The sequence below is a fragment of the Bradyrhizobium sp. SPXBL-04 genome (genome assembly GCF_051853035.1).
In the GTDB taxonomy this organism is placed as follows: domain Bacteria; phylum Pseudomonadota; class Alphaproteobacteria; order Rhizobiales; family Xanthobacteraceae; genus Bradyrhizobium; species Bradyrhizobium zhanjiangense.
The window spans coordinates 5,255,131-5,275,998 of sequence record NZ_CP182472.1 but is presented as its reverse complement, the minus strand read 5'-3'; the positions used below and the strand labels follow the sequence as shown (position 1 = coordinate 5,275,998).

The 20,868-nt window shown below is 64.2% G+C and carries 27 protein-coding genes; 21 read left to right on the top strand and 6 right to left on the bottom strand.

The features are described from left to right. Positions 1-55 precede the first annotated feature (55 nt). From ACNJX8_RS25175 to ACNJX8_RS25160, 4 genes are read left to right on the top strand one after another with little or no spacing between them, the layout of a single operon-like run. On the top strand, positions 56-1,945 hold the full coding sequence (locus ACNJX8_RS25175) for an ABC transporter permease (RefSeq protein ID WP_439357128.1): 1,890 nt from the start codon (positions 56-58) through the stop codon (positions 1,943-1,945). After that, positions 1,942-2,733, top strand: coding sequence for an ABC transporter ATP-binding protein (locus tag ACNJX8_RS25170; protein ID WP_128934453.1), 792 nt, complete (start codon positions 1,942-1,944; stop codon positions 2,731-2,733). The genes ACNJX8_RS25175 and ACNJX8_RS25170 overlap by 4 nt, the downstream gene beginning before the upstream one ends. After that, entirely contained in the window at positions 2,730-3,434 is a 705-nt protein-coding gene (locus tag ACNJX8_RS25165) for an ABC transporter ATP-binding protein (protein WP_128945611.1), read from the top strand. Before ACNJX8_RS25170 ends, ACNJX8_RS25165 begins: the two co-directional genes overlap by 4 nt. Before the next feature lie 25 nt (positions 3,435-3,459). Beyond that, complete coding sequence (locus ACNJX8_RS25160) at positions 3,460-3,915, top strand: MarR family winged helix-turn-helix transcriptional regulator (RefSeq protein ID WP_249761050.1); 456 nt, start codon at positions 3,460-3,462, stop codon at positions 3,913-3,915. A 275-nt stretch (positions 3,916-4,190) separates the two neighbouring features. On the opposite strand, the gene ACNJX8_RS25155 is transcribed toward ACNJX8_RS25160, so the two are convergent. Next, positions 4,191-5,387 (bottom strand): amidohydrolase family protein, encoded by a 1,197-nt coding sequence (locus ACNJX8_RS25155; RefSeq protein ID WP_091888636.1) that lies wholly within the window; start codon positions 5,385-5,387, stop codon positions 4,191-4,193. Positions 5,388-5,545: 158 nt separating this feature from the next. Here ACNJX8_RS25155 and ACNJX8_RS25150 point away from each other — a divergent pair, with 158 nt between their 5' ends. The 8 genes from ACNJX8_RS25150 to ACNJX8_RS25115 all read left to right on the top strand — a co-directional run bounded on the left by ACNJX8_RS25150 (position 5,546) and on the right by ACNJX8_RS25115 (position 9,552). Then, entirely contained in the window at positions 5,546-6,319 is a 774-nt protein-coding gene (locus ACNJX8_RS25150) for a ferredoxin--NADP reductase (protein WP_128946496.1), read from the top strand. A gap of 202 nt (positions 6,320-6,521) precedes the next feature. Continuing rightward, complete coding sequence (locus ACNJX8_RS25145; protein ID WP_128938571.1) at positions 6,522-6,848, top strand: hypothetical protein; 327 nt, start codon at positions 6,522-6,524, stop codon at positions 6,846-6,848. A gap of 102 nt (positions 6,849-6,950) precedes the next feature. Beyond that, the gene (locus ACNJX8_RS25140; RefSeq protein WP_439357127.1) at positions 6,951-8,219 is read left to right on the top strand and encodes a cytochrome P450; all 1,269 of its coding nucleotides are present in this window, start codon (positions 6,951-6,953) and stop codon (positions 8,217-8,219) included. Between the two features lie 144 nt (positions 8,220-8,363). Beyond that, positions 8,364-8,549 carry a hypothetical protein gene (locus ACNJX8_RS25135; protein WP_128934446.1) on the top strand — a complete coding sequence of 62 codons (186 nt, stop codon included), beginning with the start codon at positions 8,364-8,366 and terminating at the stop codon, positions 8,547-8,549. Between the two features lie 14 nt (positions 8,550-8,563). Then, positions 8,564-8,764 carry a hypothetical protein gene (locus ACNJX8_RS25130; protein ID WP_091888628.1) on the top strand — a complete coding sequence of 67 codons (201 nt, stop codon included), beginning with the start codon at positions 8,564-8,566 and terminating at the stop codon, positions 8,762-8,764. Positions 8,765-8,812: 48 nt separating this feature from the next. Beyond that, the gene (locus tag ACNJX8_RS25125; protein ID WP_245471220.1) at positions 8,813-8,995 is read left to right on the top strand and encodes a hypothetical protein; all 183 of its coding nucleotides are present in this window, start codon (positions 8,813-8,815) and stop codon (positions 8,993-8,995) included. Between the two features lie 15 nt (positions 8,996-9,010). Beyond that, positions 9,011-9,271, top strand: a complete 261-nt coding sequence (locus ACNJX8_RS25120; protein WP_249761052.1) for a hypothetical protein — start codon at positions 9,011-9,013, stop codon at positions 9,269-9,271. 38 nt (positions 9,272-9,309) lie between these two features. Then, positions 9,310-9,552: a hypothetical protein gene (locus ACNJX8_RS25115; protein ID WP_128934443.1), complete on the top strand. Its 243-nt coding sequence runs from the start codon at positions 9,310-9,312 to the stop codon at positions 9,550-9,552. Positions 9,553-9,590: 38 nt separating this feature from the next. On the opposite strand, the gene ACNJX8_RS25110 is transcribed toward ACNJX8_RS25115, so the two are convergent. After that, a complete protein-coding gene (locus tag ACNJX8_RS25110) occupies positions 9,591-10,532 on the bottom strand; it encodes a DUF763 domain-containing protein (RefSeq protein ID WP_439410286.1) in 942 nt (313 codons plus the stop codon). Between the two features lie 128 nt (positions 10,533-10,660). On the opposite strand from ACNJX8_RS25110, the gene ACNJX8_RS25105 reads away from it, so the two are divergent. Beyond that, positions 10,661-11,803, top strand: a complete 1,143-nt coding sequence (locus tag ACNJX8_RS25105; RefSeq protein WP_439357125.1) for a mechanosensitive ion channel family protein — start codon at positions 10,661-10,663, stop codon at positions 11,801-11,803. Positions 11,804-11,815: 12 nt separating this feature from the next. Here ACNJX8_RS25105 and ACNJX8_RS25100 read toward each other — a convergent pair whose 3' ends face one another. Together ACNJX8_RS25100 and ACNJX8_RS25095 are read right to left on the bottom strand one after the other, a co-directional pair. After that, positions 11,816-12,052, bottom strand: a complete 237-nt coding sequence (locus ACNJX8_RS25100; RefSeq protein ID WP_439357124.1) for a hypothetical protein — start codon at positions 12,050-12,052, stop codon at positions 11,816-11,818. Further along, positions 11,989-12,216 (bottom strand): hypothetical protein, encoded by a 228-nt coding sequence (locus ACNJX8_RS25095; RefSeq protein WP_439357123.1) that lies wholly within the window; start codon positions 12,214-12,216, stop codon positions 11,989-11,991. The genes ACNJX8_RS25100 and ACNJX8_RS25095 overlap by 64 nt, the downstream gene beginning before the upstream one ends. Positions 12,217-12,333: 117 nt before the next feature. Here ACNJX8_RS25095 and ACNJX8_RS25090 point away from each other — a divergent pair, with 117 nt between their 5' ends. The 8 genes from ACNJX8_RS25090 to ACNJX8_RS25055 all read left to right on the top strand — a co-directional run bounded on the left by ACNJX8_RS25090 (position 12,334) and on the right by ACNJX8_RS25055 (position 19,043). Next, complete coding sequence (locus ACNJX8_RS25090; protein WP_128938575.1) at positions 12,334-13,044, top strand: TetR/AcrR family transcriptional regulator; 711 nt, start codon at positions 12,334-12,336, stop codon at positions 13,042-13,044. 98 nt (positions 13,045-13,142) lie between these two features. Further along, positions 13,143-13,589: an amidohydrolase family protein gene (locus ACNJX8_RS25085; protein ID WP_439410285.1), complete on the top strand. Its 447-nt coding sequence runs from the start codon at positions 13,143-13,145 to the stop codon at positions 13,587-13,589. After that, complete coding sequence (locus ACNJX8_RS25080) at positions 13,589-14,473, top strand: amidohydrolase family protein (protein ID WP_439357121.1); 885 nt, start codon at positions 13,589-13,591, stop codon at positions 14,471-14,473. Before ACNJX8_RS25085 ends, ACNJX8_RS25080 begins: the two co-directional genes overlap by 1 nt. Then, positions 14,470-15,771, top strand: coding sequence for a C4-dicarboxylate transporter DctA (dctA, locus tag ACNJX8_RS25075; RefSeq protein WP_439357120.1), 1,302 nt, complete (start codon positions 14,470-14,472; stop codon positions 15,769-15,771). The genes ACNJX8_RS25080 and dctA overlap by 4 nt, the downstream gene beginning before the upstream one ends. A 67-nt stretch (positions 15,772-15,838) precedes the next feature. Continuing rightward, positions 15,839-16,552 (top strand): PIG-L deacetylase family protein, encoded by a 714-nt coding sequence (locus ACNJX8_RS25070; protein WP_027517331.1) that lies wholly within the window; start codon positions 15,839-15,841, stop codon positions 16,550-16,552. Continuing rightward, positions 16,549-17,232: a 4-carboxy-4-hydroxy-2-oxoadipate aldolase/oxaloacetate decarboxylase gene (locus tag ACNJX8_RS25065; protein WP_128934436.1), complete on the top strand. Its 684-nt coding sequence runs from the start codon at positions 16,549-16,551 to the stop codon at positions 17,230-17,232. Before ACNJX8_RS25070 ends, ACNJX8_RS25065 begins: the two co-directional genes overlap by 4 nt. A 21-nt stretch (positions 17,233-17,253) precedes the next feature. Further along, positions 17,254-18,123, top strand: a complete 870-nt coding sequence (locus ACNJX8_RS25060; protein ID WP_128934435.1) for a hypothetical protein — start codon at positions 17,254-17,256, stop codon at positions 18,121-18,123. Continuing rightward, the gene (locus ACNJX8_RS25055) at positions 18,123-19,043 is read left to right on the top strand and encodes a DUF1932 domain-containing protein (protein WP_439357119.1); all 921 of its coding nucleotides are present in this window, start codon (positions 18,123-18,125) and stop codon (positions 19,041-19,043) included. Before ACNJX8_RS25060 ends, ACNJX8_RS25055 begins: the two co-directional genes overlap by 1 nt. Here ACNJX8_RS25055 and ACNJX8_RS25050 read toward each other — a convergent pair whose 3' ends face one another. Next, the gene (locus ACNJX8_RS25050) at positions 19,044-19,364 is read right to left on the bottom strand and encodes a hypothetical protein (RefSeq protein ID WP_164934459.1); all 321 of its coding nucleotides are present in this window, start codon (positions 19,362-19,364) and stop codon (positions 19,044-19,046) included. 224 nt (positions 19,365-19,588) lie between these two features. Beyond that, positions 19,589-20,830: an amidohydrolase family protein gene (locus tag ACNJX8_RS25045; protein ID WP_249761061.1), complete on the bottom strand. Its 1,242-nt coding sequence runs from the start codon at positions 20,828-20,830 to the stop codon at positions 19,589-19,591. Positions 20,831-20,868 lie beyond the last annotated feature (38 nt).

The following is a 20,868-nucleotide window of genomic DNA, read 5'->3' as shown; positions in this document are numbered from 1 at the left end:
CCGCGTAGCCGCTGGACTAACCCACCCTACCGAATTCATCTAACCCGGACCGCCGATGGCCTTTTATATCGTACAGTTTCTGACCGGTCTCGCCAGCGCAGCGTCGCTGTTCCTGGTGGCCTCGGGCCTGTCGATCATCTTCGGCGTGACGCGGATCGTGAATTTCGCGCATGGCGCCTTCTACATGATCGGCGCCTACATCGCCTTCACGCTCACCGAGCGGCTGTCGGGTGCGTTCGGCTTCTGGGGCGGGATCGTGCTGGCGGCGCTGGCAGTGGCGCTGATTGGAATCATCGTCGAGATGGTGCTGCTGCGGCGCATCTATCACGCGCCCGAATTGTTCCAGCTGCTCGCGACCTTCGGCCTGACCCTGATGGTCGAAGATCTCGTCGTGCTGATCTGGGGGCCTGACGATCTCGTCGGCCGCCGCGCGCCCGGCTTCAAGGGCGCGATCGATTTCTTCGGCCAGAACATTCCGAGCTATGATCTGTTCCTGATCGTGCTCGGACCCGTCGTGCTCGGCATTCTCTGGCTGCTGTTCCAGCGCACGCGCTGGGGCGTCTTGGTGCGCGCCGCGACGCAGGACCGCGACATGGTCGCTGCGCTCGGCGTGAACCAGAAGTGGCTGTTCACGAGCGTGTTCGCGGTCGGCGTCTTCCTTGCAGCCCTCGGCGGCGCGCTCCAGATTCCGCGCGATGCCGTGCATCACGCCATGGATCTTCGGATCATCGTGGAAGTGTTCGTTGTGGTCGTGATCGGCGGCCTCGGCAGCATCGTCGGCGCCTTCGTTGCGGCGGTGCTGGTGTCCGAGCTCAACGCCTTCGGCATCCTGATCTTCCCGAAGATCTCCATCATCCTGGTCTTCCTGGTGATGGCCGTGGTGCTGATCGTGCGGCCCTGGGGCCTGTTCGGCAAGCCCGAGGCGGCCGCGCGCAAGACGCCGGGTCTGACTGTCAATCCATGGCGCCCGATGACGTCGAACGAGCGGCTGGCTGCGCTGGCCGCGCTCGTCATCGCAGCGACGCTGCCCCTGTTCGCCGGCAATTACGCGCTGACGGTCGGCTCGGAGATCGCGATCTTCGTCATCTTCGCCGTCAGCCTGCACTTCCTGATGTCCGTCGGCGGGCTCGCATCGTTCGGCCATGCCGCCTATTTCGGGCTTGGTGCCTACGGCATCGCCTTCCTCGCCAAGATGGCGGGGCTCCCGATGATCGTGTGTCTGTTGCTCGGCCCGCTGCTCGGCTGCATGGGCGCGGCCGTGTTCGGCTTCTTCGCGGTGCAGCTGTCCGGCGTCTATTTCGCCATGCTGACGCTCGCCTTCGCGCAGATCGTGTGGTCGATCGCATTCCAGTGGGTGAACGTGACGGGCGGTGACAACGGCATTCTGGGCCTTTGGCCGTCGAGCTGGGCCGCGAGCCCATCGCATTTCTATTGGCTCGCGCTCGGCGTCGCGGCGCTGGTGACCATCGCGCTGCGGGCCATGGTGTTCTCGCCGTTCGGCTATGCGCTCCGGGCGACGCGTGACTCGGCGCTGCGCAGCGAAGCGATCGGTATCGACGCGAAGCGCATCCAGTGGACCGCCTTCGTGATCGCAGGCACCACTGCCGGTATCGGCGGCGCGCTGTTCGCCTACCTCAAGGGCAGCGTCTTCCCTGACAATCTCGGCATCTCGCTGTCGGTCGATGCGCTGGTCATGGTGCTGCTCGGCGGCGTCGAAACTGTATCGGGCGCGGTGATTGGCGCCATCGTCTACAAGGCTCTGAACATCTGGCTGGTCAGCCAGACCGATCTGTCGAAGCTTGTGCTCGGCGGCTTCATCATGCTGATCGTCGTCGTCTTCCCCAAGGGCATCGTCGGCATGCTGGAGCTGCTGGCGCAGCGCCGTAAGAAAGCATCGCCGCCGGGATCCCCCTTGCTTGCCAAGCCGATCGAGTCCGCCGAATGAGCGTCGCACCCCCACTTCTCGCGGTCGAAGGCCTGACCAAATCCTATGGCGGCATCCATGCCGTGCGCGGCGTCTCGTTCTCGCTGCGTGCCGGCGAGATCCTGGCACTGATCGGCCCGAACGGCGCCGGCAAGAGCACTTGCTTCGACATGCTCAACGGCCAGAACAAGCCGGATTCCGGCCATGTCCGTCTGCTCGGCGAAGAGATCACCGGCAGGAAGCCGCGCGATGTCTGGCGCCTCGGCGTCGGGCGCACGTTTCAGATCACTGCGACCTTCGCTACCATGACTGTGCGCGAGAACGTGCAGGTCGCGCTGATCTCGCACGGGAAGCAGCTGTTCAATCTGTTCGGCTCGGCGCCGAAGTTCGACCGCGGCGAGGCCGGCCGTCTGCTCGAGCTGGTCGGCATGAGCGGCTACGCGGATCGGCCCTGCGGCGAGCTCGCCTATGGCGACCTCAAGCGGCTCGAGCTTGCCGTCGCGCTCGCCAACCAGCCAAAGCTGCTCTTGATGGACGAGCCGACCGCGGGCATGGCACCGCGCGAGCGCGTCGACCTGATGCGGCTGACCGCGCAGATCGCGAGGGAGAAATCGATCGGCGTGCTCTTCACCGAGCACGACATGGACGTCGTGTTCGAACATGCCGACCGCATCATCGTGCTCAACCGCGGCACGCTGATCGCCGAGGGTTCGCCGGCCGAGGTGCGCGGCAATCCGCAGGTGCAGGCGGTCTATCTCGGCGAGGGCCTCGTCTACGATGCCCGCCATCGCGAGGGAGCCTCGACATGAAGCTGACGGTCGAAGCGCTCAACAGCCATTATGGTCCGGCGCATATCCTGTTCGATATCGGCTTCGAGGTCGGCGAGGGCGAGGTCGTCGCGCTGCTCGGGCGCAACGGCGCCGGCAAGTCGACGACCTTTCGCTCCATCGTTGGCCTCGTCGCGCAGCGAACCGGCCGCATCATGTTCGAGGGCAAGGACGTCTCGGTGCGTCCGACGCATGAGATCGTGCGCGAGGGCCTCGGCTATGTGCCGGAGGAGCGGCGCATCTTCACGGACCTGACCGTTGAGGAAAATCTCGAGGTCGGCCGCCAGCCCAAGCGTCCGAACGCTCCGCACTGGACGCGCGAAAAACTGTTCACGCTATTTCCAAACCTGGGTGAGATGAAAAACCGTCCGGGCGGGCGCATGAGCGGCGGCGAGCAGCAGATGCTCACCATCGCGCGCACGCTGATGGGCAATCCGTCGCTGGTCCTGTTGGACGAGCCTTCGGAGGGCCTGTCGCCGAAGATCGTGGAACAGATGGTCGATGCCATCCTGACCATGAAGAAGGAAGGCGTCAGCATCGTCGTCTCCGAGCAGAATCTGCATTTCGCGCGGCTGATTTCCGATCGCGCCTACATCATCGAGCGCGGCCGCATCTGCTTCGGCGGCACCATGGCCGAGCTCGACGCACGTCCGGATATCCGTGACGCGCATCTGTCGTTGTGAGGGCAAAGGGAAGGGCAGCGAACGGATGGCGAGAAGCGTTGCGGCAAAGAAAAACGGCAAACCAGCAAAACCGCCTTACGTGCTCGACGAGCAGGTCGGCTTCATCCTGCGCCAGGTGTGGCAGCGCCACAGCTCGATCTTCTCCCGCGACATCGGCACCAATTTGACGCCGACCCAATGGGCGGCGCTGTCGAAGCTCGCCGAGACCGGGCCGTGCTCGCAGAACCAGCTCGGACGTCTGACGGCGATGGACGTTGCGACCATCAAGGGCGTGATCGACCGCCTGACGGCGCGCGGCCTGACGGAAACGAGCCAGGATCCCGAGGACGGGCGGCGCTTGTTGGTCACCCTGACTCGCGCCGGTCAGCAGCTTGCCGAGAAGCTGGCGCCGAACGCGCTCGCGATCACCCGCGAGACGCTGGCGCCGCTCGACGCGAAGGAGCGCGAAACGCTGATGGCGCTGCTCAATAAGCTCCGGTGAGGAAGGTGCCGTAGGGTGGGCAAAGGCGCAACGCGCCGTGCCCACCATCTTCATCGCATTTGCAGGCGCAATGGTGGGCACGCTTCGCTTTGCCCACCCTACGATACCGAGCAAGGTGTCTCACCGTCACCCTGAGGTGGCCGCTTCTTCAGCGGCCCTCGAAGGGCGACGGCCCCGCTGCGTCAGCTCGGCCGTTCATCCTTCGAGGCTCGCACACGGCGCCTTCGCGCCGTGCACTCGCACCTCAGGATGACGGGTTTGGTGTTTTCGCGAGCCTACTTCGCCACCACCTCCGGCACCTTGCCCGCCGGCGGCGTGTTGCGGCTGCGCTGGGTCCGGACGATGCCGTCGATGATGGTCATCCCGATGCCGGGGAGATCGCCGAGCTGAACGCTCTCCAAAATGGTCTTGCCGGGCGAGTGTTGCGCCTTGTCCATGATGACGAAGTCGGCGGAGCGGCCGACTTCGATCAGGCCGCAATCGAGCTCGCGCATCCGGGCGGTGTTGCCGGTGGCAAGGCAGAAGGCGATCTCGGCCGGCAGCTCGCCGAGCGAGGACAGCATCGAGACCATGCGTAAGATGCCGAGCGGCTGCACGCCGGAGCCGGCCGGCGCGTCGGTGCCGAGGATGACGCGGTGCAGATCGCCCATCTCGCGCGCGGTGCGCAGCGTGAACAGGGCCGAGCGCTCGTTGCCGTTGTGCACGAGCTCGAGGCCGCGCTTGCAGCCCTCGCAGATGCAGCGGATCTGGTCGTCGGGAAGCGCCGTGTGGCCGCCATTGATGTGGCCGACCACGTCGGTATCGGCCTCCAGCACCACGTCCTTGTCGATCAGGCCGGAGCCGGGGATCGACGGGCCGCCGGTATGGATCGTGCTCTGGATGCCGTATTTACGCGCCCAGCCGACCATTTTCCGCGCGGTCGGACCATCCTTGACGCCACCGAGCCCGACTTCGCCGAGGAGCTTGACGCCGTTGGCGGCCATCTCCTTGAAATCCTCCTCGACCATCTCGCATTCGATCACCGGCGCGCCGGCGTGAACCTTCACGCCGCCAGGGCGCAAGGTCCAGAACGCACGCTGGGCGTATACGGCCATGGCCTTGAGACCGACGACGTCGCGGGGGCGGCCAGGCATATGCACTTCGCCGGCCGAGATCATGGTGGTGACGCCGCCGTGGAGGTAGCTGTCGATCCAGTTGATCTGGTTCTGCCGCGGCGTCCAATCGCCCGCGACGGGATGGACGTGGCTGTCGATCAGGCCCGGCGCGACCGTGGTGCCGTGGGCGTCGACGATGGTGGTCGCGCCTTCGGTATCGACGTCCTTGAAGCGGCCGATCGCGGTGATCTTGCCGTTCTCGGCAACGATGGTGTCGCCGTCCAGGATCGGCTTTTCCAGGGCGCCGGACAGGATCAGGCCGATATTCCGGATCACGAGCTTCGAGGGTCCGGTGGCCTGGGGTGCATCATGCGCCATGGAAGGGGCTCCTTATTCCTAACTGCAACGCTTCCGATCTTGGGCAGCCTTGACCGCGGGATCAAGCCGGATTATTCATTAGTATACGAATGATCGTGTACAAACGACGCATAGCTGCCCCGCCTCGGAACCGCATTGGAAGCGACAGGGAAGGTGAGATGAGCAATTTTAATCAGGAAAGCGTTTTGAGCGTCCACCACTGGACCGACACGCTGTTCTCCTTCAAGACCACCCGCAGCCCGACCTTCCGTTTCCGCAACGGAGAGTTCACCATGATCGGGCTCAAGGTCGGCGAGAAGCCGCTGCTGCGGGCCTACAGCGTCGCCAGCGCCAATTACGAGGACACGCTGGAGTTCTTCTCGATCAAGGTGCCGGATGGTCCGCTGACCTCGCGGCTTCAGCACCTGAAGGAAGGCGACGAGATCATAGTCAGCCGCAAGGCCACCGGCACGCTGGTGATCGACAATCTGGAAGAGGGCCGCAACCTCTACCTCATCGGCACCGGCACGGGGCTCGCGCCGTTCCTGAGCGTGATCAAGGACCCCGAGACCTACGAGCGCTTCGAGAAGGTGGTGCTGCTACACGGCTGCCGGCACGTCAGGGAGCTCGCCTATGGCGAGATGATCACCGAGACGCTGCCCAAGGACGAGCTGATCGGCGAGTACATCCGCAATCAACTGATCTACTACCCGACCGTGACGCGCGATCCCTTCCGCAATCGCGGCCGCATTACCGACCTCATCACGTCAGGTAAGCTGTTCACCGACATCGGCCTGCCGGCCCTGGAAGCCGCCCACGACCGCGTCATGATCTGCGGCAGTCCGGCCCTGGTCGCGGACACGCGCGTGCTGCTGGGCGAACGCGGCTTCATCGAGGGCAATCACGGCGAGCCGGCCCAGTTCGTGGTCGAAAAGGCCTTTGCCGAACGCTAGAGACCATTTTCGATGAATCGGAACGGGGCTCTGATTCCTATTTTTGATGCGTTTTCTTTACGCGAACCGATGTCCGCTTCGCTCGAAAACGCTATAGGCCCGTAATTCCTGCCCAATAAGGTCGCATTTTCGCCGCCGGGCGCCCGTTGCGGCGCCGATTCGGCGCACGATACTATATGGGAGCGAATCAGCGGAGTTCCACATGGTTGCGGACAGCGACAGCAACATCGCCTGGCACCGGGTCCAGTTGAAGAAGAACCGCGCCGAGTTGAAGGCGCTCGAGACTGCGCGCTTCACGATGGGCGAGATCGCCTCTTCGAAGCGGAACGGCGACACCCAGAAGACCATCGCGGAACTCAAGCGCAAGATCGCGCAGTCCGAGCGCGTGATCGCCGATCACGACAAGCGCACGCGCCGACCGCTCGCGACCGACCTGCAAAGTCTCAGCAATGGCAGCTGGAGCCATTGGGACGCCTACACCAGCCAGCAGCAGCGCAAGACCGGGCAGCGACCTCCGGGACGCGGATAGGTCTTTCGACGTCTGCGGCCGAAGAAGGTGCACGTTCCGCCCTTGCACCGGCCGCGCCGCGCACCATCTGGTTGAGACGCCAGCAATCACTCCGGTGAACCCATGACAGCGCGCCTCGATTTCACCAGCGAGGCCTTTTTTCGCGATCCGCCCAAGGCGATCGCGACGCTGCGCATGTCCGGCCCCGTAGTCGCGACGCGATTTCCTCTCATCGGCGAGGTCTGGATCACCACGACCCATGACGCCACCGCGCAGGTCCTGAAGGACGGCACCACCTTCACGCTGCGCAAGGAGGATGGCGACGTCGCCGGTCTGCGCTGGTGGATGCCGAGATACGTTAGGACCATCGCCAACAACATGCTGACGATGGACGAGCCGGATCACACCAGGCTGCGCAGCATCGTGGACGAGGCTTTTCGTCGGCGCGCCATCGTCGCGATGGAGCCGCGCATCCGCGCCATCGCCGACGATCTCGCCGACGAACTCTTTGCGAACGGAAGTCGGGCCGATCTCGTCCAGCGCTACGCGCGTATCCTGCCGCTCGCGGTGATCTCCGAGCTCCTGGGCCTGCCTCCGGCGAACCGTCCGCAATTCATCGCCTGGGCCAACGCGATGTCCTCGCTGACCAATGCCGTCAGCTTCTTCCGCCTGCTGTTCGCGTTCCGCAAGATGCGCGCTTACCTCGAACGGCAGTTGCAGATCGCGCGTGTACAGGGCGGCGAAGGCCTGATCGCGGAGCTGGTCCAGGTCGAGCGCGAGGGTGGCCAGATCACGCCGGACGAAATGGTCTCGATGGTTTTTCTGCTGCTCGCGGCCGGCTCGGAGACCACCACGCATCTCATCAGCGGTTCGGCTTACGAACTGCTCAGGAACTCCGGACTGCGCGATTGGCTCGAAGAGGACTGGAGCCGCGTCCGCCTTGCCGTCGAGGAATTCCTGCGCTTCGTCTCGCCAGTGCAATTCTCCAAGCCGCGCTATGTGCGGCGGGATGTCGAGGTCGAAGGCGTGCGCCTGAAGAAGGGCGATCGCGTCATGGTGATGCTCGCCGCGGCGAACATGGATCCCACGGTGCACGATCGTCCCGAGAAGCTCGATCTCGAACGCAAGCCTAACCGCCACCTCTCGTTCGGAACAGGAATCCATTTCTGCCTTGGCCACCAGCTCGCGCGCATCGAGGCGGCGTGCGCGTTGGAAGCGCTGTTCGTGCGATGGCCGAAGCTTGGCTTGGCCGTCGATCCCGCCGAGATCCGCTGGCGCAGGCGGCCGGGTTTGCGCGCGATTGCGAAGCTTCCCGTCTCGACCGAGGGTCGCGGAACACCGGCGGCGCGCGCGGAAACGATGATTGATCGTTCCGTCACCGCGGCGGGCTGAGATCGGCTCCCTTCGGAAAATCTTGGTCGAGAGTTATCAGTCAGGAACGGTGTGCCGTTGGTCCTGTTGTCATTAGGACGTCGGAGACGACGGAAGTTCCTGGGCCGCAAGTCGCAGATCGACGTCTTAACGGGAGACAAGATCATGGCCAGCAAGATGCCACCTGTTCCGCCGGAAAATCAGAGCCCGAAGGGAACCGGCGATACCAAACAAGAGTCGCCCAATCAGACCCCGCACGGTCAACAGCGCGTGGAAAATCCGGACCAGCAGGGACAGCAGGGCAACATCAAGCAGAACACGACCAATCAAGGCTATCAGCAAGATCGCTGAGGAGGGCGACATTCATGTCGACATCCACCAAGACACCGAACAGCATTCGTCAGGGCGGACCGGGTGCTTCGCATGAGAATGCGAAGGCCCCGTTGGAGGTGAAGAAGCCGCCGGCGGACGATTTGCAGCGCAGCCATAGCCGGATCTCCGGCGGAGGCGGCGAGCGCGATTCTCATCACAGTCATGATGAAGCCGGAAAGGGCGGAGGCAGGTAGTTCATGAGCAGCAAGCAACCCAAATTGTACACGCCGAGCGAAAAGGACATGCGTGACAATCCTCTGATCGGAGGATCGAAGGGGGCCACCATGGCGGGCGTGTCACCCGACGATCTCGAAGATGCTCTCGGCGAGAACACGATCGAAGGCGATCGCGAGAACGATGTGGGCATCGGCGGCGGCATCGACAAGGACGTCGCACATGGCGGCGCGCACCGAAGAGGTCGGTAGCTTCGGAGAACGAGCATGCAAGGCAAAAAGACCCACGAGCAGCAGGTTCGTATCCTCGAGCGCAAGCCCGATGTTCCGAACGCGCGCGAGCTCGATCAGGCGATCGGTCGCAAGTCCGGGGACGCTGTCCATCACGCGCGTCCGGACGCGAGGCACAGCGAATACGCGGTAAGTCGCGGCGGCCTCAATCAGGAGAGCGACCACAACAAGCACAACGATCCCGGCCAGAGCGGCCACAAGCCGCCGAAGCCAATGCCGGCACAACAGAAACACTGAGCGTTCAAAGGGGGCGATCACTGCAAGAGGAGAAACCGATGCCAGCTGGGCACGGCAGTAAGACGCACTTCAGATCGGGCATGCATGGCAAGGGCGATGGCACTGGCGCCATGGCCGATATCCCCAAGGACAAGATCGGCGACAACATGGTGCTGTCCAATCGCGACAAGACGCAGCATTCGGACATTCGCGGCATGGATGGCAAATTCATCCAGACCGAGCAGTATCAGGATCACGCAGCCAACCGGCTCGACGAGGAGCCAGGGACTGACGAGACCTGATAGGAGGCGTTCCTCCCGATCAACTGGCGGACCGGTGTTCAGCCGGTCCGCTTTTTTGTCGGCGCGAGATCGCGCTCCCAGCCGAACACCGAGCGGCCGTCGAGATCGGGCGAAGCGGCGCGCTCGCCGGCGATGTAGGCTTCGACCGAGGGTCCTCGTGCAGTCCGCTCCAGCCGCCGCGCCTGATCGTCGAGGCGCTTGATTGCCTGCATCTCTTCTTCGCGCCCGAGCTTGGCGTTCTGGATCGCGCCCTTCAACACGCGGATGGTCTCGTCATAGACTTTGATCGGAACGGGGTAGGGATGCCGGTCCTTGCCGCCATGGGCGAGCGAAAAGCGCGCGGGATCTTTGAAACGATAGGGCGCGCCGTGCACGACCTCGGCGACCATCGCAAGTGAGCGCACGGTGCGCGCACCGACGCCGGGCGTCAGCAACAGCTCCGGGAAATCGACCCAGTGATAGCGGCGGGCCTGCCGCTTGTCGCCGTTCATGCCCTGCTGCACGACCGTCCATTTGCCATCGGCGGTGACGAAGAATCCATGGAGATAGAGGTCGAAGCCGTCTTGCACCGCCGCGCTGTCGACTTTCGCCACCAGGCGGCTGGCACGCGTCAGCTTGACGCCGTCGAAGCCGACGCGCTCGCCGAGCTGCAACAGCTCGTCCGGCGTCTTGCGCGAATGCCGGCCGCGGCCGCCACAGACATAGATGCCGAGCTCGTCTTGGAGCGGTCCGAGTCCACGCTTCAGCGCGCCGATCACGGAGGTCGTGATGCCCGAGGAGTGCCAGTCCATCCCCATCACGGCGCCAAATGATTGAAACCAGAACGGATGCGACAGCCGCTGAAGAAACGCATCACGGCCGTAATGATGAACGATCGCCTGGGTGACGATCGCGCCGAGGGAAGCCATGCGGCTCGCAAGCCACGGCGGAACCCGCCCGGTGTGGAGAGGAAGATCGGCGCTGCCGGTACGTCGAGTCATGAGTGCCTCAAACCTAGCGCAATTCGGCAACGGTTGCATCAGCGGAATGATGCGTTGCACTGGATGGGGGAGCCAAGCTGACCGGCAGGCGTTGAGCGGGCTACGCGAATGCAGTGATGGGGACAACAATGAGCTGGCAGGCCCTCATGGCCGACATCGACGGGATGTTCGGCTGGATACCGTCTTGGTTTGTCGGCCTCAGCCTGGTTGCAGGCGCGATCCTGCTTGCCCTGTCCCTCTATCGGTTCGCGGCCTGGCTGCTCAAGCGCGCCTTCGGAACTCGTCTCCCGCTTCTGAGCGTGTTCATCGACCGGACCGCCGGTCCGGCCCAACTCGCCCTATGCCTCGCCGCCGTCGCGCTGGTGCTGCCGCTTGCGCCACTCGACGATATGATCCGAACGCCGTTGATGCGGCTGTTCGTCGTCGCCGTCATCGCGCTGATCGGCTGGATCTCGATCCGGATCGTCGACATGAGCGCGGCGCGCTATCTCCAGAACTTTCGCGACGTCACCGAGAACTTCATCGCGCGCAAGCACGTCACGCAGGTCCGCGTGTTCAAGCGCGTCACCGACACCATCATCGTCATCATCTCGGTGTCCACCGCGTTGATGACGTTCGATTCGGTGAAGCAATATGGCGTCAGCCTGTTCGCCTCCGCCGGCGCCGCCGGTATCATCGTCGGTCTTGCCGCGCGGCCGCTGCTGAGCAATCTGATCGCGGGCTTGCAGATCGCCATCACCCAGCCGATCCGCATCGAGGATGCCGTGATCATCGAGAACGAGTGGGGATGGGTCGAGGACATCGCCGCGACCTATGTCGTGATTCGGCTATGGGACTGGCGCCGCATGGTGGTGCCGCTGTCCTATTTCATCGAAAAGCCGTTCCAGAACTGGACCCGTGACACCGCTTCCCTGATCGGCGTCATCGCGCTCCACGTCGATTACCGTGCCGATGTGGCGCGCATCCGTGGCTGGCTGGAGGAGGCTGTGAAGCAATCCAAGCTCTGGGATGGCGCCGTGGTCAATCTCCAGGTGGTCGACGCGGATTCGCGCACCATCGAGCTTCGCGCGCTGGTCAGCGCGCGCAATGCGCCGCAATCCTGGGACCTGCGCTGCGAGATCAGGGAAAAGCTCGTGGCGTTCATCCGCGACGAGATGCCGGAGGCACTGCCGCGCGAGCGTGCGATCTTGATTCCGTCGGGCGACGATGACGGCGATCTTCTCCAACGCGTGGCACCACCGAAGAAGGTGAGGGCGAGCGCGCGCAATTGACTCCCGACGCGATCAGCCGGCACCAACCACGGCCGCGTCGGTTTGCCGCTCGGAGCGCGGTCGCCGCTTACGCAATTTCCGCCGCGCCCAGATCAGGAGGCCGGTCGAGAGCAGCATGAGCAGTGCGATCGACGTCACGACGTTGAGCGGCGAGGCGATCAGCGCCGACCAGTTTCCCTCATGGATCAGGCGCGGCCAGTTGCGCGGCAGCGGTGTGACGTCGGACGACGTGACGGCATAGGCGCGCAACTCTCCGCCGTGCGTGCGAGCACGTCGACCGTGCCGCCCGCGGCGTAGGGGACCAGAATGTGGACCGGCTTGTTCGGGTAACTTTCGGCGGCCTGCGCGGCGCCGCCCGCCAGCAGCAGACCAGCACCCAGCATCAACCCGCCGATCTTGTTCAAACGCAGCATTTGCCAGCACTCCTTAAGGGCATTCGCGCGCCTGCCGGCGGTCTCCATGCCGTTCCCGGACGCCGCCCGTGGTTTTTGTTGACGAGACCTGATCTTTTGTACGATAGTACAAATCACATGGTACGCAAGCCCACCAGCAAGGAAACGGTCCGCAAGCCGAACATGCGCGAGGCGATCCTCGCCGCGGCCGAGGAGCTGTTCGCCACCAACGGCTTCAATGCCGTCTCGGTACGCGACATCGCGCAGGCTGCCGGGGCCAATCCCGGCAGCGTGACCTATCATTTCAAGACCAAGGACGGCCTGCTGCTGGAGATCTACCGGCGCCATTGCGGGCCGATGAATTTGCGCCGATCGGAGCTGCTCGCGGCCGCCAAGCGCGTGCGCGATCTCCAGGACCGGCTGGAGGCGATCGTGCGCGCTTATGTGGTGCCGGCCTTCACCTCGGGCAGCGATCTCGCCGGCGGCGGGGCGCGCTTCACGCGGTTGCGCGCCGTGATGTCGGCGGAAGGCAACGAGGTCGCGCGCAAGATCATCGCGCAGACCTTTGACGACACCAGCCACGCCTTCATCGACGCGATCCACGAGAGCCTGCCGCATATCCCGCGCACCGACATCGTCTGGCGCAGCCACTTCCTGCTCGGTGCACTCTATTATTCATTGGTGACGCCCGAGCGCGTCTCGCGCCTATCGCGTGGCGAAGCCGATGGCAGCGATGCCGCCATTGCCATCGAGCAACTGGTGCAGGCCACCGTTGCCGCGTTCCAGGCACCCGCGCTGGATCAAGCCGCGCCGGCGCGGCGGCGGCCGGTCGTCAGCAGCAAGACTTGAAAGAAGCCGCCCGAGCGGAGGCGCCTCGCGCTTCCGCTCGCAAGTGGACCATGTGATGGGGTGTTGAGGATATGAACAGGCGGGAGTGCTTGCATCTCTTGACCGGATTGGCCGGCGCAGCGCTCGCGAGCGAAGCGCGCGCGCAAGGCGGCGAGCAGAGATCGATTCCGATCATTGAACCGCCGGACCCAAGTCCGAAAACGCCGTCGTTCAAGCTGCCGGCAAAATCCTGTGACAGCCATACCCACATTTTCGGCCCGGCGTCCCGCTATCCGTTCTCCGAGAAGTGCTGGGTCAAGATCACCGGCCTCGAACGTGCGTCACCGGCCGGCAAGCCGTTCCACGACGCTGTGCCGTTCGCCAAAACGCTGATCGACAACGCGCCCGATCGCGTGCTGTGGGGCACCGATTGGCCGCATCCAAATGTCAAGGTCATACCGAATGACGGCGAGATCGTCGACTTCATCCCGCTCTACGCGCCCGACGCAAAGCTCCAGCAGAAGCTGCTGGTCGACAATCCCGCGCGCCTGTTCAGGTTCACCTGATGACGATGATGTACACGCCGACCATTCCGCCGCCCGATCCGAACACGCGCACGCCGAAATTCAAGCTGCCGAAGCTTTCGTGTGACGCGCATTGCCACATCTTCGGACCCGGCGCGAAATATCCGTACGCGCCGGACCGCTCCTACACGCCGCCCGATGCGCCGCTGGAGGATTTCAAGGCGTTGCATGCCAAGCTCGGGGTGGAGCGTGCTGTCATCGTGAATGCCAGCGTGCACGGCACGGACAACACGGTGGCGCTTGATGCTATCGCGCAGAGCAACGGCGCCTACCGCGCCGTGGCCAATATCGACGACACCATCACCGAGCGGGGCCTGCGCGATCTGCATGACGGCGGCTTCCGCGGGTGCCGCTTCAATTTCGTCCGCCATCTCGGCGGCGTCCCTGATAAGGGCGTGTTCAACCGCGTCATCGCCATGGTCGCGCCGCTCGGCTGGCATATCGATCTGCATTTCGACGCGATCGACCTGCCTGACTATGCCGACATGCTGGCAAAGCTGCCGCTGAGCTACACTATCGACCACATGGGACGAGTGAAGGCCTCCGATGGGCTCGACCAGCTTCCGTTCAGGATCTTGATCGAGCTGATGCAGCGCGACGAGGAATGCTGGGTCAAGATCTGCGGCTCGGAGCGGGTGTCCTCGGGCGGTCCGCCCTTCACGGACGCGGTGCCGTTCGCGCGTAAGATCGTCGAGACCGCGCCCGACCGCGTCATCTGGGGCACGGACTGGCCGCATCCCAATGTCAAGGTGATGCCGAATGACGGTGACCTCGTCGATCTGATCCCGTTGTTCGCGCCGGAGCCGGAGTTCCAGCAGAAGATCCTCGTCGACAATCCCGCGCGCCTGTTCGGGTTCGACCAATGACGGCGCTCGCGATCGACAAGCCGCGCGGCCGCGCCTGGTGGCAGGAGCTCTGGATCGAGGTGCTCATCGCCATGGCGGCCGGCATCGCGCTTGGGATCGCCAGCCCCGAGGCGGGCGCCAAGATGCAGCCGCTGGGCGATGCCTTCATCAAGGCGATCCGGATGCTGATCGCGCCGATCATCTTCTGCACCGTCGTGCATGGCATCGCGCATATGGCCGACATGGCGCGCGTCGGGCGCGTTGCGGTGAAGGCGATCGTCTATTTCGAGGTCATGACGACGATCGCGCTGATTATCGGCCTCGTCGCGGTGAACCTGCTCAAGCCCGGCGTCGGCATGAACATCGATCCCGCCAGCATCAATGCCAGCGCCATCGAGCCTTACGTCAAGCAGACCGGTGCGATCGGCTTCGTGCCGTTCCTGATGAACATCGTGCCCGCGACGTTCGTCGGCGCCTTTGCCGAGGGTAACATTCTCCAGGTGCTGTTCATCTCCGTACTGTGCGGTTTCGCGCTGGTACAGCTCGGCGAGCGTGCCGCGCCGCTGGTCCATTTGATCGACATCGCTGCCAAGATGGTGTTCGCCGTCGTCGGCTTCGTGATGTGGGCGGCGCCGATCGGCGCATTCGGCGCCATCGCCTTTACGGTCGGCAAGTTCGGCGTCGGCTCGCTAGCCTCGCTTGGCAAGCTCCTCGGTGGCTTCTATCTCACCTGCGTGGTTTTCATCGCCGTCGCGCTGGGCCCCGTCGCGCGGCTCTGCGGCTTCTCGCTGCTCAAGCTGATCCGCTACATCTGGGAAGAGCTGCTGATCTGCATCGCCACGACGTCGTCGGAGACGGTGTTGCCGCGGATGCTGACCAAGCTGGAAAAGGCCGGCTGCGAGAAGAGCGTCGTGGGGCTCGTGATCCCGACCGGCTATTCCTTCAATCTCGACGGCACCTGTCTCTACCTCGCCGCGGCCTCGGTGTTCCTGGCACAGGCGACCAACACGCCGTTCGGCCTTGCCGAGCAGATCGAGCTGCTGCTGATCCTGCTCGTGACCTCCAAGGGCGCGGCGGGAATCGCGGGCGCGGCCTTCGTCGTGCTGGCGGCGACGCTATCGGCCACCGGCACCATTCCGGTGACGAGCGTTGCGCTGGTGCTCGGAATTCATCGCCTGATGTCGCAGGGGCTGACGCCGACCAATCTGATCGGGAACGCGGTTGCGACGATCGCAATTGCCAAATGGGAGGGCGCGCTCGACGGCGAGCGTCTCCGGCGTGTGCTCGACGGCGAGGAACAAGCGGCCGCCGTGGCGTGATGAACCGGCTTCCTGCCTGAGGCAGACTGCCTATGATGCGTACGAACGAAAGAGGGGAATTTGTCCCATGAAAACCGGTCTCGTGATCACCGCCCATCCCGGCGATTTCGTCTGGCGCGCCGGCGGCGCCATCGCGCTGCATGCGAAGAAAGGCTATCGCATGAAGATCGTGTGCATGTCCTTCGGCGAGCGCGGCGAGAGCCAGTTCGCCTGGAAGGAGAAGGGGGCGACGCTGGAATCGGTCAAGGCCGGTCGCAAGGACGAGGCGGAGCGGGCAGCAAAGCTGTTAGGTGCCGAGATCGAGTTCTTCGATTGCGGCGACTATCCGTTGAAACTCACCGAGGCGCATTTCGACCGCATGGTCGACATTTACCGCGAGCTCAATCCGAGCTTCGTGCTGACCCACGCACTGGAAGACCCTTATAATTTCGACCATCCAAACGCCGCGCATTTCGCGCAGGAGACCCGGGTGGTCGCGCAGGCGATGGGCCACAAGCCCGGTGCGCAGTACAAATATTCGGCGCCGCCGGTGTTCCTGTTCGAGCCGCACCAGCCGGAGCAGTGCAATTACAAGCCGGACCTGCTCCTCAAGATCGACGAGGTCTGGAAGGAGAAGTACGAGGCGTTCCAGATCCTGGCCGCGCAGAAGCATCTCTGGGGCTATTACGAGCGCGTCGCGCTCAACCGCGGCATCCAGGGCAGCCGCAACACCGGCGTGCCCATGACCTATGGCGAGGCCTATCAACGTCTGTTTCCGACCGTTGCGGAGGAACTCGCATGAAGCCGGTCGTCGTTCGCAACATCACGCGTGCCGATCCCGCCGGAATGGCGGAGTACGGCGTCTCGACCGTGCACGAGGCCTATGGCCGCATTGGCCTGATGAAGCCGTATTTGCGGCCGGTCTGGCCGGGCGCGGCGATTGCCGGCCCCGCGGTCACCGTGCTGGCGCAGCCCGGCGACAATTGGATGATCCATGTCGCGGTCGAGCAGTGCAAAAAGGGCGATATCCTCGTCGTCGGCTGCACCACCGACAACACTGACGGAATGTTCGGCGAGCTGCTGGCGACCTCGCTCCAGGCCCGCGGCGTGCAGGGATTGATCATCGATGCCGGTTGCCGCGACGTCAAAGCGCTGCACGAGATGAAGTTTCCGGTGTGGTCGCGCGCGGTCTCAGCCAAGGGCACGGTGAAGGCCACGCTCGGCTCGGTCAATGTCCCCGTGGTCTGCGCCGGCGTCAATGTTGATCCCGGTGACATCATCGTGGCCGACGACGACGGCGTCGTCGTCGTGCCGAAGCGGTACGCGGCCGAAGTCGCCGAGAAGGCGAAGAAACGCAATGCCGATGAAGGCGGCAAGCGCACGCGTCTCGCCTCGGGCGAGCTCGGCCTCGACATGTACAGCATGCGCGAGGCGCTGGCGAAAGCCGGCCTCGTCTATGTCGACAGTCCCGAGGACGTCTGAGGTAACGGCGGGAGCGGGCGGATGGAACGTCTCAAGCTGAAGGCCGTGCTCGGCAGTCACCCTCATGTCCGGGCGGTGAAGAGCGGCGAGCTCCGCTCCGACCTTTTCGACCTCGACTTCGTCGAATACGCGCCGACCAACACGGCATTCAAGCCGATGGTGCGCGAACAGGCCTTCGACGTCTGCGAGATGGCAATCGTCACCTATCTGATGGCGAAGGCGCACGGCAAGCCGCTGATGCTATTGCCGGCCACCATGCTCGGCCGTTTCCAGCATGCCTACGCGCTCTACAATCCCGCGCGAGGAACGCTCGGCCCGTCCGACCTCGAAGGCAAGCGCGTCGGCATCCGCTCCTTCACGACCACGACCGGCGCCTGGATCAGGGGCATCCTCGCCAACGACTACGGCGTCAATCTCGACAATATCCGCTGGGTGACGTTCGAGGATCCGCACGTCGCCGAATATGTCGACACCACCGAGCGCGCCCCGAAGGACAAGAAGATCCTGCAGATGCTGCTCGACGGCGAGCTCGATGCCGTCCTCGGCGAGACCTCCAACGATCCCAAGCTGAAGCCGCTATTCCCTGATCCGGCCGCGGAAGCCGCCAAGTGGTACGCCCGGCGCGGCGTCGTGCCGGTCAATCATCTCGTGGTCGTGACCGAGCAGCTCGCCAAATCACGCCCCGACGTGGTCGCAGGCGTCTATGATCTGCTCAAGCGGAACAAGGAGCTGGCGGGGCCCGCGGCTTCGCCGGACCTGATTCCGTTTGGCATCGAAGCGAACAAGAAGCCGTTGGAGCTGATCGTCGACTACGCGTTCCAGCAGGCGCTGATCCCGCGCCGCTACGCGGTCGAGGAGCTCTTCGACGAAACGACACGAGGATTGAACTGATGGCAGATCCGAGGCGATGGCAGATCGGGCTGGTCGGCTATGGCGAGGTCGGCAGGATCTTGGCCGAGGATTTGCGCCAGCAGGACATCAAGGTCGCCGCCTACGACATCAAGCTCGGAGGCGAGCAGGGCGCTTCGCTGCAGGAGCATGCGGCGAAATTCGGTGTGGTGCTTGCAGCCTCTCATGCCGAGCTGACCGCGAAATCCGATTTCATCGTCTCGGCAGTCACGGCAAGCCAGGCTGTTCCGGTAGCAAAAGCCTGCGCGGCCGCGGTCAACCAGGGCACTTGGTTCCTGGACTTCAATTCGGCTTCACCGGGCGCCAAGCAGCGCGCTGCTGCGCTGATCGATGGCGCTGCCGGCCGCTATGTCGAGGGTGCGGTGATGACGTCGGTGCCACCGTATCGCATCAAGGTGCCGCTGCTGCTCGGCGGTCCCGGCGCGCGAGAGCTCGCGCCGCTTCTGAATGCGATCGGCTTTGCGGCGAAGGTTGCCAGCGACAAGCTCGGTGTGTCCTCGGCGGTGAAGATGTGCCGCAGCATCATGATCAAGGGCCTGGAGGCCATGGTCATCGAAAGTTTCACCACGGCGCGTGCCTATGGCGTGGAGGATGCCGTGCTGGCGTCGCTCGCGGAAACCTTTCCCGGCTTCAATTGGGAGAAGCAGGGTGCTTATTTCTTCCAGCGCGTGATCGAGCACGGCCGCCGTCGCGCCGAAGAGGTGCGTGAGGTCGCCGAGACCGTACGCGAGGCGGGACTGACGCCGTGGTCGGCGCAGGGCACGGCCGAGCGGCAGGCCTGGGTGGCCGATCTCACCGATGAAGGGCTGTTCGGCGCCAGGGGCACCAAGGAATTCGCCCGCAGCGCCGATTGGCGCACCGAGGCGGACCGGATCCTCGCGAAGATCAATCGCCCAAAATAATTAGCCTACGACCGCATCGCCGGCCTGGAAGCTCACGACCTGGTCGCGGGCGCGTTCGATCAGGTCGATGAGATTTCGTGCTTTGCGGGCGAGCTGCTCCGTGGCCGGTTGCGTGCGGAATTCGGCCAGCACCGCGCGAACGCATTTGTTGGCAGCGTCGAGCGTCCAGAGCGTACGGGTGACGTCGTCCTGTGTCTGGATTCCCGAGATATCGAGATCCGACAGAACAAGGCCGATGCCGTCGAGCCGCTTCACCGCGCGATCGGTGGGCGTTCTGGCCTGGATGGAATGATAGTCGATGCTGCTGAATGCGCTGAACATATCCATACTTTCCCGATCGCACGCAAATGATCAGTGCAAAGTCGTAGTTATGGTCAGCGCGGTGCGCCTTGCAACGCGTGGGGCTACGGTCCGGGATTCTACTGGACTCGCTGGATCGGTGGTATGATTGAACGGAAGCGGTCAATCTCCAGGCCCGCATCCCGACAATCTTACCGCTGGACGCGGCGAGCCGGCCTTGCCTGTGAATGGACGGCGTCGCGACGTCAGCTCCGGGGGCGGAACAGATTCGGCCGCTGCCGCTCAAATGTCTGTCGGCCAGCCTTGAAGCCCATCAGGACGTCAGGCAGCTCCGCGATGGCGAAGCGGCTGTCTCGCGTATCGAGCACGACGAGATCGGCGGGGTTGCCGACCTTGATGCCGTAATCGGCAAGGTTCATCAGCCGTGCCGGCAGCTCGGTCACGAGATCGAGGCAGGTGTCGAAATCGCTCACCGAGGCGTGCGCGACATTGGCGTAGAAGTTCGCCATCCGCAGCAGCGAAGCGTCGCCGAACGGCGTGAAGGGATTGAGCACGTTGTTGGTGGCGACCGAGCACAACACGCCGTTGCCTGCGAGCTTGTGGGCGAGCGTCAGTCCGCGCGGCGCATTGTGGGTGGCCTCGCGCCCCATCAGATAGAGATCGGTCGCGGGCAGCACGGTGACGGCAACGCCTGACGTCGCCAGCTGCGCGGTGGCAGCCTTCATCCGCTCGGGCGGCAACGCCGAGAGCTTGGTGGCGTGACCGATCGCTACACGCCCCCCATAGTTGCGCCGCTCGGTCTGGCGGCAGACCTCATCGAGATGCCACCAGGAGGGATCGAGATCGAAGTCGAGATGGAGGTCGACGTCGATATCGAATTCCTGCGCGAGATCGAAAATGCGTTCGAGATGGGCGATCGGGTCGGTGTCCGTATAGGGACAGCCGCCGATCACCTCGCCGCCGTCGCGCAGCGCCTGGATCAGCAACTCCTCGGCTCCGGGGTCGTTGGTCAGGCCTTCCTGCGGGAAGACGCAGAGCGACAGGTCGATCGCCCAGGCATAGTCGCGCTTCAGCGCCTTGACAGCCGCGAAGCCGCGCAAGGCGATGCGCGGATCGATCTCGACATGGGTGCGCATGCGCGTCGTGCCGTGCACGATCGCACGTTCGAGCACCCAGGCACCGCGGGAATAGATGTCCTCGACCGTGAATTCGCGCTTCATCCCGGCAACGGCGCGGATGGCGTCCGAAACGCTGCCGTGGTCATGCCCGCAGCGGCCGAGCAGGCAGGCCTTGTCGAGATGGATGTGAGTATCGACGAAGCCGGGCAAAGCCAGGTGGCCGCCGAGATCAACCTCGACCGCGTCGCAGACGAGCCGCGGTTCGATCGCGGCGATGCGGCCATCCTTCACGCCGATATCGACGGGTGCGGCGGATGATCGCAACAACGCGCGGCGAAGGATCAGGTCGAAGGCAGTCTGCGTGCTCATGGCAGCGACTTTTGCGGCGGGAGAATGCCGCAGTCAAT